This is a genomic window from Sabulicella glaciei (assembly GCF_026183895.1).
Taxonomy (GTDB): Bacteria; Pseudomonadota; Alphaproteobacteria; order Acetobacterales; family Acetobacteraceae; genus Roseococcus; species Roseococcus glaciei.
The window spans coordinates 150,467-165,006 of sequence record NZ_JAPFQI010000004.1 but is presented as its reverse complement, the minus strand read 5'-3'; the positions used below and the strand labels follow the sequence as shown (position 1 = coordinate 165,006).

At 70.7% G+C, this 14,540-nt stretch carries 8 protein-coding genes; 7 read left to right on the top strand and 1 reads right to left on the bottom strand.

All coding sequences use genetic code 11. From position 1 onward, the window contains the following. Window positions 1-2: 2 nt before the first annotated feature. The 3 genes from OF850_RS08620 to OF850_RS08610 are packed head-to-tail and all read left to right on the top strand — an operon-like array spanning window position 3 to window position 2,889. Window positions 3-899 carry a carbohydrate ABC transporter permease gene (locus tag OF850_RS08620; RefSeq protein WP_301589619.1) on the top strand — a complete coding sequence of 299 codons (897 nt, stop codon included), beginning with the start codon at window positions 3-5 and terminating at the stop codon, window positions 897-899. Next, entirely contained in the window at window positions 896-1,783 is an 888-nt protein-coding gene (locus OF850_RS08615; protein ID WP_301589618.1) for a carbohydrate ABC transporter permease, read from the top strand. The genes OF850_RS08620 and OF850_RS08615 overlap by 4 nt, the downstream gene beginning before the upstream one ends. A gap of 5 nt (window positions 1,784-1,788) precedes the next feature. Continuing rightward, entirely contained in the window at window positions 1,789-2,889 is a 1,101-nt protein-coding gene (locus OF850_RS08610; protein WP_301589617.1) for an ABC transporter ATP-binding protein, read from the top strand. A 64-nt stretch (window positions 2,890-2,953) separates the two neighbouring features. Here the strand turns inward: OF850_RS08610 and OF850_RS08605 are convergent, their stop codons facing one another. Beyond that, window positions 2,954-3,247, bottom strand: a complete 294-nt coding sequence (locus OF850_RS08605; protein WP_301589616.1) for a hypothetical protein — start codon at window positions 3,245-3,247, stop codon at window positions 2,954-2,956. A gap of 1,154 nt (window positions 3,248-4,401) precedes the next feature. Here OF850_RS08605 and OF850_RS08600 point away from each other — a divergent pair. The 4 genes from OF850_RS08600 to OF850_RS08585 are packed head-to-tail and all read left to right on the top strand — an operon-like array spanning window position 4,402 to window position 14,538. Then, the gene (locus OF850_RS08600; RefSeq protein WP_301589615.1) at window positions 4,402-5,223 is read left to right on the top strand and encodes a cellulose synthase operon protein YhjQ/BcsQ; all 822 of its coding nucleotides are present in this window, start codon (window positions 4,402-4,404) and stop codon (window positions 5,221-5,223) included. Beyond that, window positions 5,220-9,701: a UDP-forming cellulose synthase catalytic subunit gene (gene bcsA, locus OF850_RS08595; RefSeq protein ID WP_301589614.1), complete on the top strand. Its 4,482-nt coding sequence runs from the start codon at window positions 5,220-5,222 to the stop codon at window positions 9,699-9,701. Before OF850_RS08600 ends, bcsA begins: the two co-directional genes overlap by 4 nt. Continuing rightward, entirely contained in the window at window positions 9,701-13,363 is a 3,663-nt protein-coding gene (locus OF850_RS08590; protein WP_301589613.1) for a cellulose biosynthesis protein BcsC, read from the top strand. Before bcsA ends, OF850_RS08590 begins: the two co-directional genes overlap by 1 nt. A gap of 23 nt (window positions 13,364-13,386) precedes the next feature. Beyond that, window positions 13,387-14,538 (top strand): mandelate racemase/muconate lactonizing enzyme family protein, encoded by a 1,152-nt coding sequence (locus tag OF850_RS08585; protein ID WP_301589612.1) that lies wholly within the window; start codon window positions 13,387-13,389, stop codon window positions 14,536-14,538. Window positions 14,539-14,540: the final 2 nt, after the last annotated feature.

Genomic DNA, 14,540 nt, shown 5'->3' with positions numbered 1-14,540 from the left:
GGATGCGGGGATTCCGCCTGTCCGACCGGCAGGTCGGAATCCTCTTCATGCTGCCCTTCCTGGTCACGGCCGGTGCCTTCATGGTCTGGCCCGTGGCCGAGGCGGTGCGGCTGGCCTTCTACAGCTATAACCCCCTCCGGCCCGACGATTTGACCTGGGTGGGGTTCGAGAATTTTGAGCGGATCTTTAACGATCCGCTGTTCTGGGAAAGCTTCAGCCAAGCCCTGGTCTGGACGGGGTGGTCCATCGTCCTGCAGACGCTGCTCGGCGTCGGACTTGCCATGCTGCTTCATGTGGCGCTGCCGGGCATCGCGGTATTCCGTGGGCTTTTGCTGTTTCCCTACATCGTGCCGACGGTTGTGATCGCGCTGAACTGGCGTTGGATCTTCAACTCCGAAATCGGCATCGTGAATCACGCGCTCGTCTCGCTTGGCATCATCGAGCAGAACATTGCTTGGCTCTCGACGCCGAACATGGCCATGACCTCGGCCGTGCTGCTGAACGTGTGGAAGTACACACCCTTCGTCATCATCTGCGTCCTGGCCCGGCTGCAGACCATCCCCACCGAGCTTTACGACGCCGCGAAGGTGGATGGCGCGGGCGCCTGGCGCCGCTTCACCGACATAACCCTGCCGATGCTGAAAGAGGTGCTTGTAGTGGTGATCGTGTTCCGCACCATTTGGACCTTCAACAAGTTCGAGGAAATCTACCTGCTGACGCGGGGCGGGCCGGGCACGTCCACCTTCAACCTCGCCGTCTATGCCTTCGAGGAGGGGATGGCCAATCTCCGTCTCGGCGTCGCGGCTGCAACGGGGGTGGTGATGATCGTCCTGCTGCTGGCGGGCACGGTGGTCTATGTCCGTGTCTCGGGCTTCGGGCAGGAGGAGAAGGCGACGTGAGCGCCAAGATCGTGCTGGGCCGCGTGGCGCTCTATGCGCTGCTCTCGGCCGTCACCTTCCTGGTCTGCTTTCCGCTGGTCTGGGCCTTCTTCACCAGCGTGAAGCCCAAGGAGGAGATCTTCCGCTGGCCGCCGACGCTGTGGCCTGAAAGCTGGACGCTCGAAAACTACCGGGCGCTGCTGGAAGGCAAGCAGGCCTATTTCCAGGCCGGCGCGGCGGCCGCCAGCGGTCCACCTCCCTCCGCCTTCTTCCTGGACTGGTTCCTCAACAGCGTCATCGTCACCCTCGGCACCACGGCGATCAGTACGATCGTCTCCACCCTCGCAGCCTACTCGTTGACGCGGTTCCGCTTCCCAGGGCAGCGCGCGGTGCCCTATCTCGCGCTGGTGGGCTACATGGTGCCGTCCATCATCTTCGTGTTTCCCATGTTCCTGGTGATGGCCGATCTGCGCCTGACCGACACGCTCTTCTCCCTCATCCTCGGCTATGTGTGCATCACCCTGCCCTTCTGCATGTGGCTGATGTGGGCCTTCTTCCGCGGCGTGCCGATCGAGATCGAGGAGGCGGCGCTGGTGGACGGCGCCTCCCGCCTGCGCGTGTTCTGGGAGATCGTGCTGCCGACGGCCTGGCCAGGCATCATCGCGGCGGCGATCTTCACCCTGATCGTCTCCTGGAACGACTACCTGTTCGGCCGCGTCTTCATGAACTCCATGGAGAACCTGCCGCTGACTGTCGGCGTGATGCACTTCTTCGACGGCACGCACGTGGATTGGGGGCTGATGATGGCTTCCTCCGTGATGATGACGGTGCCGATGGCAGTGCTGTTCATGCTGCTCCAGAAGCACCTCGTCGCCGGCTTCGGTGCCGGTGCGGTGAAGGGCTGACCGCGATGGATGTTCGCCTCGAGGGCCTCTCGAAATCTTTCGGCTCCAACCAGGTGCTGAAGTCGCTCGACCTGACCTTCCCCGAACGGCGCTTCGTCACGCTGCTCGGCCCCTCGGGCTGCGGCAAGACCACGCTGCTGCGCATGATCGCGGGGCTGGAAAAGGCGACGGAGGGCGCGATCTGGTTCGGCGGCCGCCGCGTGGACCACCTTTCCCCCGGCGAGCGCAACATCGCCATGGTGTTCCAGTCCTACGCCTTGTACCCGACCATGGATGTGGCCGCGAATATCGGCTACGGCCTCAAGGTGCGCGGCATGGCGAAGCCCGAGCGGGCAGAGAAGGTCGGCATCGTCGCCAAGGTGCTGGAGATCGCGCATCTCCTCGCCCGCAAGCCCAAGGCTCTATCGGGCGGTCAGCGGCAGCGCGTGGCGCTGGGGCGCGCCATGGTCCGCAAGCCCGACATCTTCCTGATGGACGAGCCGCTGTCCAACCTGGACGCCAAGCTCCGCACGACGATGCGCGGCGAGTTGCGGCGCTTCCACCTCGACCTCCAGACCACCTCCATCTACGTCACGCATGACCAGCTGGAAGCGATGACGATGTCCGACCTCGTCGCCGTCATGGATGCGGGAGTGGTCCAGCAATTCGGCACGCCGGAGGAGGTCTATGACCGGCCGGCCAATCTTTTCGTGGCGGGCTTCATCGGCTCTCCGCCCATGAACTTCGCGGAGGTTGAGCTGGGCGCCGAGGGTGGGCGCCCGGTGCTGCGGCTTGCGGGCACGGCGCTGCCCGCGCCAGACCATTTCGACCTCGCCGGCGCGCCGTCCCGCCTCGTCCTCGGCATTCGGCCACAGGATGTGAGCGTGGCCGAGCCCGGTGCCGAGGGTGCAGTGCCGGGCACGGTCTGGATGACAGAGCTCATTGGCTCTGAGCGGCTGATCGAGGTCGAGATCGCGCCGAAGCTTCGCTTCACCGCCGAGGTGAAGAGCAGCGTGCGATGCGCCCTGAACGCTCCCGCGACCCTGCGCCTCGACCCCGGGCGCATCCACCTCTTCGACGCCGCGACAGGGCAGAGCCTTGCGCGGCGGGACGCGCTGCGAGGCTGACCGCACCGCCAAGCCTGGGAAGCGGGTCACGGGCCGCCGGGACGCGGCGGCCCGTGGCTTCAGCTTAGCGCCAGCCGCCCTGCCACGGCATCACCGGCTGGTGCTGGTGGTAGGCGTCACGCCTGCCAGCCTCGTAGGCTTGGCGCTCCATCGCGTGGCGCTGGTGGCGCCAGTATTCCCGGCGGGCGCGGCGCTCCATGCGCTCCTGCCACTCCGCCTCCCGTGCCCAGGCGCGGGAATGGCGCCCTCGATCATAGGATTCATAGCCGCCCTGGCCGTAATACTGCGCCTGCGCCGCCGGCGCCGTGGCGAGGGCGCCTGCGACCAGAAACAAAGCCCCCAGCAAAGCCTTTTTCATCGTTGCCTCACACTGATAGGCCCCTTTGGCCTGTCGATGCGCAGTATCGGCACCATCAGGGCATTTGCATGACGGTTGTTGCCTTTCTTCGGTCGCACATGACGCCCGGCGGCGGGCGACCTCGCCATTCTTCCCGATGGCTACGTGTAAGCCCGCGTTGCTGGGGTGTGGGGGGATGCGTAAACCGGTTCGCGGTGCAGTTGCGTCCGTTGAATTTTTGCGGAGCGCCCCCGGAATTCTTCCGGGGGCGCTCCCTTTCTCGGGGCATCCACCTTTCCGGAAATTTAAGGTGCATCCTTCGCCATTTTTGTCTTGAGCATTCGCTGCGAACTCATATTTTGAGCATCGTCCCAAGGCGGACAGCGGGGCGACACAATTGGCGCGACTGCACCCTGCGTGGTCTGGCAGCCTCTCACGCCGGACCTCGCCCCGTTCCTGCCTTTGTTTGTCGGTCTCGGTTCTTCGCGCATTTCATTGAAGTCGCGATGCGGGTAATCGCGTACTTACGCCCGACGGCCGTGTGTGCCATCCACGGCAACGGGCAGATGATCGGGACCAAGCGTGACGTTTGCGATGGATGGGAGTCGGACCAGGGAGGCGCCAAGCGGCTTCCGCCACTTGTTCTCCTCGCGTCTTGCGAAGCCGGACGCGGCTGCATTCCAGGATCCGCAGGAATGCGGGCCGGGATGGGACGCACAGCTGCAACGCCCCACCATGATGATGGCAAGTGCTGTCTCTGGAGAGGCCGGCATGGCCTCTGCCTCGAATTCGCTGGAAGGTGAGGTGGGGCGGGTCGCCAAGGCGACCGGGCTCAGCGGCTTCCGTTACCTTGGGTTCGAGCCGCCGGCATTCGAGTCCTCCCTTCCCGCCTCCGCTCCGCCCGAGCCTCAGGAAGACGTGGTCGAGGCGCTGCCAATGGTGCAGCCCGCGCCGGAGGCGGCCGCATCTCCTCCTCCAATGGCCGAGCCTGCCGCACTCGAGGCTGCGGCAGCCCCCCCGGCACCGCCGCGACGCGAGGCCGCGGCCTTCCCATTTCTCGCCGAGGTGACGGGCTCGCCCGCGCCGAATCCGGCGGCCAGCCCTCCCCGTCCTCCCTCGCGGCGTCCCAGCGCCTTCGCCGCCTTGCACAAGCTCCGGCCGGAGCAAGGTTCCTGATGCCTCTGATCTGCCTGTCCTCGCCCAAAGGGGGCGTGGGCAAGACCACGCTCACGGCCCATCTGGCCGCGATCCTCGCCGCGCGGGGACACCCCGTCATCGCGCTGGACCTCGATCCGCAAAACGCGCTGCGCCTGCATCTGGGCCTCCCCTTCAACGAGGAGGGCGGGTTGTTCTCGGAGCCGCCCCGCCCCTGGCGCGATGCCGTGCGCAACACCGCATGGGGCGCGCGCGTGCTCCCGCACGGCTCGCTGGACCCACGCAAGGTCATGCGCCTGCAGGCGGGGCTGCTGGATGCCCCCGACCGCGTCGCTGGGCCGGTGGGGGAGATGCTTAGCCAGCCAGGGACCGTGGTGATCGTGGATTGCCCGCCTGGGCCTTCCGCCGGGCTTTCGGCCCTGGTCCCGCTCGCGGACCTGCTGCTGGTCGTGCTGATGGCGGATGCGGGCAGCGCCGCGATGCTGCCGCTGGTCGCCTCCGGCCGGGTGCTCGGGCATGGCACGCTGTCCAGCCGCCTTTCCGCGAAGGTGGCGGTGGCACTCAACCAGGTGGCGCTCGACCAGCCCCTCTCCAAGGCGGTGATGGAGGCTGCGTCCCGCACGCTGGGCGACCGCCTGATCGGCGCGGTGGCGCAGGATGAGACACTCGGTGAGGCGCTGGCCCAGAAGCGACTGCTGCTGGACGGATCCGAGGGCGGCGCCGGGGAGGACCTGCAGATGCTGGCCGACGCCGTCATCGAGCGCCTCGGCCTCCGACCGGCCGCGCCTGGCGCGCCGCGCCGGGACTACACCGCGCTGTCCGACTGGGGCCTGACCGAATGAGGATTCGTGCGGCGCAGGGCCGGGCCCTGCGAGGGGTCTCCATCGCGGCGGGGCTGCTGCTCGCCATTTCCGTCATCACCCTGCCGCTGAACGCGGCGCAGCAGGGGCTGCTGACCCTGCTCGGCATCGCCGTGTTCCTGGTGGTGAACCGCTTCCGGTCCCGGGCCGCGTCGCTCGTGCTGATTGCCCTCTCGGGCATGGTGACGCTCCGCTACCTGTTCTGGCGCGCGACCGAGACGCTCGAGTTCGAAGGATTTCTGCAGACCCTGCTCGGCACCGGGCTGGTCTGCGCCGAGCTGTACGCCGCGATCCTGCTGTTCCTGTCCTATTTCCAGGGTGCCTGGCCGCTCGGCCGGAAGCCCGTGCCGCTGCCGCCCAATCCGGAGGAGTGGCCCGAGGTCGACGTCTACGTCCCCACCTACAACGAGGATCTGGAGATCGTCCGGCCGACGGTGCTGGCCTGCATGCAGATGGACTACCCGCAGGACAAGCTGAAGGTCTGGATCCTGGATGACGGCCGCCGCCCGGAGTTCCGCGCCTTCGCGGAGGAGGCGGGCTGCGGTTACATCATCCGGCCAGACAACAAGGGCGCGAAGGCCGGCAACCTCAACCACGCGATGCGTCACACGAGCGGCAAGTACATCGCCATCTTCGACTGCGACCACGCCCCGACCCGCGCTTTCCTGCAGATGACGCTGGGCTGGCTGGAGCGGGATTCGCGCATCGCCATGGTGCAGACGCCGCACTACTTCCACTCGCCCGACCCATTCGAGCGCAACCTGGCCCGTGGGCGCCCGGTGCCGAATGAAGGCCTGCTCTTCTACGGGCTGATCCAGGACGGCAACGACACCTGGAACGCGGCCTTCTTCTGCGGCTCCTGCGCAGTCATTCGGCGCGAGGCGCTGGAAGAGGTGGGCGGCGTTCCGCACGAGACGGTCACGGAGGACTGCCACTGCTCCTTCCGGATGCAGTCCAAGGGCTGGCACACCGCCTATCTGCGCCTTCCGCTCGCTTCCGGCCTCGCCACGGAGCGGCTGGCGATCCATATCGGCCAGCGCATGCGCTGGGCACGCGGCATGATCCAGATCATGCGGCAGGAAAACACGCCCTTCGCCCGGGCGCTGAGGGTGACGCAGCGCCTCTGCTACTTCACCGCCTCCTATTCCTATCTGTTCGCGCTGCCGCGCGTCGTCTTCCTGACGTCGCCCCTGGCCTTCCTGTTCTTCGGGCAGTCGGTCATCGCCGCCTCGCCGCTCGCGATCGTGGCTTATGCGGGCGGGCACCTGTTCCACGCCGTCGCCACCTCGGCGCGGTTGAATGGGCCGAACCGCCACTCCTTCTGGTCGGAAATCTATGAAACCGCGATCGCGATCCAGCTTCTTCCCGTGACGGTCGTCACCCTCCTCGACCCCAAGCGGGGCAAGTTCAACGTGACCGACAAGGGCGGCATGCTGGACGAGGGCTACCTGGATTTCCGCGTCGTATGGCCCACGATCACCCTGTTCCTGCTGGTCTTCGCCGGGTTCTGCGTGGGGGTGGTGGGATCGCTGACCACCACGATGGGCACGCTGGAGTTCCAGGCCTATCTGCTCAACACCATCTGGGCCGGGCTGTGCCTCATCCCGCTCTCCGCCTCCATCGCGGTGGGGCGCGAACGGGAGCAGTCGCGACGCCGCGCCCGGTCCCCGGCCGTGCTCCCGGCGCGGCTCTCCATGCCCGACGGCACGGAGGTCGCGGCGCAGACGGTCGATCTTTCCCTTTCCGGCTCGCGTCTGACCATCGAGCGGCCGCTGGGCGTCGCGGAGGGCGACGCGATCCGTGCCTCCTTCCATGCCGGCGGCGAGTGGGTGACGGTTCCCGCGCGCATCGTCTCCTGGGAGGGGAGCGTGGCCTTCCTGGAGTTCACGCCTTCCGGCCTCGCGGACGAGGCGGCGATCGTGCGGGTCTTCTTCGGGCGCCCGGACGCCTGGCTGCACTGGGACAAGTGGCCCGCGGACCGGCCCTTGCGCGCCCTGGGCATGGTGGTGGGTGCCACGGCGGATGCGGTGTTCCGCCGCTACCGTTTTGCCCTGAGCAAGGCGCCGAAGCGCGTGCCGGACGCACCCGCCGCAGCGAAGGGTCCGGTGCGCGTGTCGGACGTGTTGCCGCCTCGCCGCGCCGTGGCCACCACCGCCGCGGCGCTGGCTTTGTTGCTGGCGGGGGCCGCGCCGGCCCTTTCGCAAGTCCGCTTTCCGCCATCGTCGGCGCCGGCCCAGCTTCCGCCGGCGCTTGCGCCCCTGCCTCCGCCCCTCCTGGCGCCGTCGCCCGCACCCTTGGAACTGCCCCCGGCCTCGGGCCGCGAGATCCGCCTGACGCTGCGCGAGCTGGGCCAGCAAGGCCCGATGCAGCTGCGCGGCACGGCCGACCTTCAGGGCGTCCTGTTCGGCATCCGTGCCGATGAGGTGGTGACGGAGGGCCGGCTCAGCCTTTCCGGCGCCGTGTCGCCCTCGCTCCTGCCCTCGCTGTCGCAGCTGGCGATCACGCTGAACGAGCAGCCGGTCGGGCAGATCACCCCCGACCCGGCGCGCCCCGCCTTCGGCCCGCTCGATTTCCCGCTCGACCCCGTCGCCTTCACCGAACTGAACCGGCTGAACTTCCGCTTCACCGGCCGCTACGCCGTGGAGTGCAACGACCCGCTCTCCGGCCTGCTTTGGGCGACGGTCTCCGAGCGCACGACGATGACGCTGCGGGTGGAGCGCCTGCCGCCGCAGCGCGACCTCGCCCGCCTGCCCGAGCCTCTCTTCGACCCGCGCGATCTGCGCTCCGCGCTGCGCCTGCCGGTGGTGCTGGCCGAAAGTGCGGGTCCGCAGGCGCTGCGTGCCGCCGCCATCGCCACTTCCTGGTTCGCGGTGCAGGCCGGGTATCGCGGCGCCCGCTTCCCGGTGGAGCGCGAGATTCCCGCGCGCGGCGACGCGATCCTCTTCGCCGTCGGGGCCGAGGCCTGGCCCGAACTGAGCCTGCCGCGTCTTGAAGGCCCGACCCTCGCCGTGGTGGCGAACCCTAACGACTCGTTCGGCACGCTGCTCGTCGTGGCGGGACGGTCGGAGGCTGAGGCGGCGCAGGCCGCCACCGGCCTGGCCGTCGCGCGCGCCGGCCTGTCCGGCCCGTTGGCGACACTGGGCGACGTGCGGCCCGCGCCCCGCCTTCCCTATGACGCGCCGCTCTGGCTGCCGCCCGACCGTGCCGTCCCGGTGGGCGAGTTGCTGCCGGCGGAGCGCCTCCAGGCATCCGGCTACCAGCCCGGTCCTATCCGCGTGCCGCTGCGCACCGCCCCCGACCTCTACACCTGGCGGAACCGCGGCATCCCGCTGGAACTCGCCTGGCGCGCCCCGCCCGGGCCGGTGGTCGACACCGGCTCCTCGCGCTTCGACGTGCTCGTTTCGGGCAACTACCTCCGTTCGTTCCCGCTCGGCGAATGGGAGCGATCGGCCTGGTGGGACTGGTTGATGCGACAGGCCGGCGCCAACGCCGACGTGCGGCGCGGGCGCATGGCGATCCCGACCTATTCACTGTTGGGACGCGAGGACCTGGAGCTGCGCTTCGACATGCGGCCCATGAATCGCGGCGATTGCGTGGCGGTGCCGGGCGACATCCGCGCCGCGCTGGATCCGACCAGCCGCGTGGACCTTTCCGGCGCCTATCGCTTCGCCCGCCTGCCCAATCTCGGCTTCTTCGCCTCGGCGGGCTTCCCCTTCACCCGCATGGCGGATCTCAGCGAAACCACCGCCATCCTCCCCGACCGCCCCAACGCGGTGGAAACCGGCGCCTTCCTCGACCTCGTCGGTGGGCTGGCCGCGCATGTGGGACTGGCGGCCACGGGCCTCCAGGTCGTGGGGCCGGGCGGGGTGCAGGCGGCCGCCGGGCGTGACCTCCTGGTCTTCGGGACGCTGGGCCGCCAGCCCGCCCTGGCGACGCTGCTGGCGGACACGCCCATGCAGATGCAGGGGAACCGCCTTTCCGTCGCCCTGCCGCCGATGCTGCAGGACGTGCGGGCCCTGCTTTCCGACGCACCGAGCAGCACGGAGCGCAACCGCGCCACCGCCCACCTCTCGTCCATCGGCGAGGGCATGGGCGCGTTGATCGGCGCACGCAGCCCGCTCAGCTCGTCGCGATCCGTCGTGGCGGTGACCGGCGCCACCCCCGCGGCGATGGGCGAGGTGGTGTCCGCCCTGCTCGACCCCGCGCGGGTTGCGCAGATCCAGGGCGACCTGTCCGTATTCTCCGGCACCGGCATCGCGGCCTTCCGCACCGGCGCCACCTACGGGGTCGGCGACCTGCCCTGGTGGCTGGTGCCCCAGGCCTGGATGCAGGGGCGCTTCGAGCGACTTGCCATCGCGCTCGTGGCGGCGGCCTTCCTGCTCGGCCTGCCCTGGTACTGGATCATGCGACGCAAGGCGGCATCCCGCCTGCGCGCCCGCACCCCGAAGGAGCCGCGCTAATGCGTCGCCTCGCGCTTCTCGCCCTGGTCGCTGCGGCCCCGCCTGCCCTGGCGCAGGAGGCGCCCAACGCGGCGCTGGGCGTCCTGCTGCGCCAAGCGGAGAACTGGCTGCGCCAGGATCGGCCCGACCTCGCCGCGCTTTCGGTCGAGCGCGCGCTGACGGTCGATCCCCGCTCGCGCGAGGCGCTGGTGCTGGGGGCGCGGGTCGAAGCGGCGCGCAACCGGCGCGAGGCAGCGGGCCGCTATCTCGCGCGCCTGCGGGAAGTGGGCGGCACGGCGGAGCAGGTGACCGAGGCGGAAGGCGCGCTGCGCGCCGGCACGATCGACCGCGCGGCGCTGGACGACGCGCGGCGCCTCGCGCGCGAGGGCAGGAGCGCGGATGCGGCCGCGCGCTACCGGTCGCTGTTCGGCACGGAGCCGCCCCAGCCCTTCGCGCTGGAATACTACCAGACCCTTGCGGGGAACCGCGCCACCGCACAAGAGGGTCAGCGGGGCCTGGAGCGCCTCGCTGCCGCCCCGAATGCCGACGGGCGGGCGCAGCTGGCGGCGGCTCAAGCCCTGACCTACCAGCCGGGCGGCCGCGTCGAGGGCGTGCGCCGCCTCGCGGGCCTCGTGGACCGGCCGGATGTGGGCGCGGAAGCGCGGGACGCCTGGCGTCAGGCGCTGATCTGGGCAGGCGGCGATCCGGCCTTCGGGCCATCGGTGGAGGCCTTTCTGCGCCGCTTCCCCGAGGATGCGGAGATGCGCCAGCGCGCGGCGGCGGCACAGCAGGCAGCGGCGCGCGAAGGCACGGCCGCGCTGCGCCAGGAAGGGTTTCAGCAGCTCGAGGCGGGTGCGGCCCGCCAAGCGGCACAGCGTTTCGATCGGGCCCTGGCGCAGAACCCCCAGGATTCCGATGCGCTGGGCGGTCTGGGCCTCGTCCGGCTGCGCGAGGGGCGCACGGCCGAGGCGCGGCAACTGCTGGAGCGCGCCATCGCCGCCAACCCGGCCGGGCGCGCGCAATGGCAGCGTGCCCTGGATGGCGCGCTTTACTCGGAGGAGCTGGCGGAAGGCCGCGCGGCGCTGCGGCGCGGCGCGCTGGACGCCGCCGAGGACGCGGCGCGGCGCGCCCGCAGCCGCGAGGCGGAGGACACCACCGACGCCGACGTGCTGCTGGGCGACATCGCCCTGCGCCGCAACGACGCTTCCGGAGCGGAGCAGCGCTTCCGGGCGGCCCTGTCCCGCCGCCCCGGCTTCGCACCCGCGCAGCAGGGGCTGAACGCCGCGCTGCGCGCCCAGGGCCGCATCGCGGAGATCCCGCGCACCGCCACGCCTTCCGGCAGCCCAGCCGCCCCCACGATGAGCGGGCTGCGTGCCGAGGCCGCGCGGACCCAGGACCCCGGCGTGGCCGTCGCGCTGCTTCGCGGGGCGCTGGAGAACACGCCGAACGACCCGTGGCTGCGGCTTGATCTCGCGCGCGCGCTGCGCCGCGCCGGCCGCCTGGGCGAAGCCCGCGCCGTTGCCGAGGAAGGCGCTCGCGCCGGGACGGCCGACGGGCTCTACGCCGCCGCGCTCTTCGCCGAGGAGGATGGGCGCCCGGGAGACTCCGAGGCGTTCCTGTCCCGCATCCCGGCCGGTTCGCGCAGCACGGACATGCAGCGCCTCGCCACGCGGCTGCGGGCGCAGCGCGAGGTGGCGACCGCCGCTGCCGGGCTGCGCGCGGGCGGGACAGATGCGCGCGCCGCACTGCTGACACTGGCGGCGCGGCCGGACCCCACCGGCTCGACCGGCGCCGCGGTGATCCGTGCCTTCGCCGCCAACAACGACAATTTCGGCGCAGCGGAAGCGGCGCGTGTTGCGCAGGCGGCGAACCGCACCGCCGGGCCGGCGCACCGCATCGCCCTGGCGGGGGCGCTCCTTTCCGCCGGGCTGGATGCCGAGGCCACGGCGCTGGCCGACGCGACGAATGAGCCAAACCTGACGCCGGAGCAGCGCAATTCCCTGGCCGGGCTGCGCTCTGGCCTCGCCATCCGTGCCTCCGACCGGCTGAATGCCAGCGGCGACCAAGCCAGCGGCTTCGAGCGCCTGCGTCCCGTGTTGTCCGGCGACCCGCAGAACGCCGATGCCAACCTCGCTCTCGCGCGGCTCTACCAGGGCGCGCGTCAGCCTTCCGAGGCGCTCCGCGTCGCCGAGGCCGTGCTGCGCCGCGACCCACGCAACGCCGATGCCCGATCGGGCGCGATCCAGGCGGCCATCTCGCTCGGCGACCGGCAGCGGGCCGAGGCGCTGCTGCGCGAGGCGCAGGCCCTAGCCCCTCGCGACAGCCGCACCCTGCTGCTGGAGGCGCGCATCGCCCGCGGCTTCGGCGACGACCTCCGCGCCCGGCAATTGCTGGAACAGGCGCAGCTTCAGCGCCAGGCGGAACTCGGGGTGCCCGCCCCGCCCCAAGCCGCACGCGCACTGCCGGTGCTGTCGGGCGCCCTGGAGAACCCTTTCGCGCGCGGCACGGGCGGCACGCTCGCCAGCGCCGCGCCGCAAGCCATGTCGACCGACGCGGTCGCGCGAGAAATCACGCAAGAACTGGCGCTGGTGCGCGGCGAGACGGCGCCCACCGCCACGCTGCTGGCAGCGGGCCGCATCCGCTCCGGCTCGGCGGGGCTGGACCGCTTGCAGGAATTCGGCGCGGGGGTGGAGGGCAGCGTGGCAGCGCCCGGCATCGGCGGTCGCCTGACCGCGCGGGCTCAGAGCGTCACGCTGCAATCTGGCAACATGGGCAGCGACCCGGCGACGCTGAACCGCTTCGGCATCAACGCGGTGGGCGGACCGGCCACGCGGCCCGCCGCCTCCGCCTCGGGCGTCTCGGTCTCGCTCGGCTACCAGCGGGGCGACCTGTTTCGTGCCGAGGTGGGGACCAGCCCGCTCGGCTTCCGCCAGACCACGGTGCTGGGCGCCGTGGAAATCGCGCCGCGCATCACCGACACGTTGCGCCTGCGCGTGCAGGGCGAGCGGCGATCCGTTTCCGACAGCATGCTTTCGTATGCCGGGCTTCGCGACGGCCGGACGGGCGCCTTCTGGGGCAATGTCGTCCGCTCCGGCGGACGGGCGCAGATCGAGATGCCGCTGGGGACCGGCGCGGTCTATGTCGGCGGCGGCTACGCGCAATATGCCGGCACCAACGTGCAGAACAACGCACGGGTCGAGGCGGGGGCCGGCTTCTCCCTGCCCGTCATCCGGCGTGATGGTGCGGAACTGACGGCCGGGGTGGACCTCGTGTATTTCGGCTTCGACCGGAACCTGCGCGAGTTCACATTTGGACAGGGCGGGTATTTCTCGCCGCAGCAATATTTTGCGCTGAACATCCCGGTGGATTACCGCGGTCGCTCCGGCAACGTCGCCTGGCGCGTGGGCGGCAGCGTCGGCTACGCCACCTATCGTGAGGATTCCTCGCCGCTCTTCCCGACCAGCGCGTCGCTGCAATCGGCGGTCGAGGCGCGGTCGCGGCTGGACCCGACCGTGCAGGCGCGCCTTCCCGACCGCACGCGCTCCGGCGTCGTGGCCGGCGTGCGCGGCGAGCTGGACGTGAACCTGACGCCGAACCTGTCGCTGCTCGGCGCCATCCGCTTCGACAAGGCGCCGCAATTCGACGAGACGCAGGTCATGCTGCGGCTGCGCAACCGGTTCTGAAACTCGGCGGACGGGGGGGCGTCATGCGGATCGCTTCGGTCGAGTTCCTCGGCGTCAATGTCACGCCCAAGACCAATTGGTGCTTCCTCCTGGTGCGGACGGAAGATGGGCGCACCGGCATCGGCGAATGCACCCTTTCCGGTCAGGAGGCCTTGCTGGAGGCGGAGGTCGTGCGCCTCGCGCCTGCCCCGCTTGGCGCCGATGCGAGGGACCGCAACCGCCTTGCCCGCCTGTTGCCGCATGCGCCGGGCGGCCTCGTCGCGCACACGGTGCTGTCGGCGCTGGAGCAGGCACTGTGGGATCTCGCAGGGCAGGACGCCGGGCAGTCGCTGCACCGGATGCTTGGCGGGGCGCTGCGTCCTACCGTCACGCTCTACGCGAACATCAATCGCGGCGCGAACCCCCGCACCCCGGAAGGCTTCGCCGCCGCCGCGCAGCGGGCCGTCGCGGACGGGTTCCGCGCCGTCAAGCTCGCGCCCTTCGAACCGCTGGTGTGGGAGGACGCCTCCGACCCTGCGCAGCGCGCCGCCTATGCAGAAGGGATCGCGCGCATCGCGGCGGTCCGCGATGCGGTCGGGCCGGGCGTGGAGGTGATGGTGGACGCGCATTGGCGCTTCTCGCCGGGTGGCGCCGCCGCGCTCATCCGCGACCTCGCGCCTCTCGGGCTGTTCTGGCTGGAGTGCCCCGTCGCCGAGGCGAACCACGCCGAGATCCGTCGCCTGCGCTCCATGGCCAATGAGCGCGGCATGCGCCTCGCGGGAGCGGAGACGCTCGCGGGCCTCGCCGCGTACCGGCCGTTGGTCGAGATGGGCTGCTACGACGTGCTGATGCCCGACGTGAAGCACGCGGGCGGGCATGAGGAGATCCGGCGGATCGCTGCCCTGGCGCAGAGCGCGGGGGTCGAGGTGGCGCCGCACAACCCCACCGGCCCGATCTGCCACGCCCATTCCGTGCATCTCTGTGCCACCCTGCCGAACTTCCTCCTGCTCGAGGTGCAGTTCGGCGAGACGGAGCGCTTCTTCACTCTCGTCGAGGGCGAGGAGCTGCGCTTTCCCGGAGGCGTCGCCCCCCTGCCCGCCTCCCCCGGCCTGGGCATCCGGCTGCGGGAGGAGGAGGCGCGCGCCGCGCCCTGGGTGGTGATGGCGCAGCCCTGGCTCGACCCACGCCTGGGCTGACC

Bases quoted from the DNA above. Each gene is read 5' to 3' on its own strand.
- OF850_RS08605 (WP_301589616.1), bottom strand. From the start codon at position 3,247: ATGAAAAAGGCTTTGCTGGGGGCTTTGTTTCTGGTCGCAGGCGCCCTC.
- OF850_RS08585 (WP_301589612.1), top strand. From the start codon at position 13,387: ATGCGGATCGCTTCGGTCGAGTTCCTCGGCGTCAATGTCACGCCCAAG.
- bcsA (WP_301589614.1), top strand. From the start codon at position 5,220: ATGAGGATTCGTGCGGCGCAGGGCCGGGCCCTGCGAGGGGTCTCCATC.
- OF850_RS08590 (WP_301589613.1), top strand. From the start codon at position 9,701: ATGCGTCGCCTCGCGCTTCTCGCCCTGGTCGCTGCGGCCCCGCCTGCC.
- OF850_RS08600 (WP_301589615.1), top strand. From the start codon at position 4,402: ATGCCTCTGATCTGCCTGTCCTCGCCCAAAGGGGGCGTGGGCAAGACC.
- OF850_RS08620 (WP_301589619.1), top strand. From the start codon at position 3: ATGCGGGGATTCCGCCTGTCCGACCGGCAGGTCGGAATCCTCTTCATG.
- OF850_RS08610 (WP_301589617.1), top strand. From the start codon at position 1,789: ATGGATGTTCGCCTCGAGGGCCTCTCGAAATCTTTCGGCTCCAACCAG.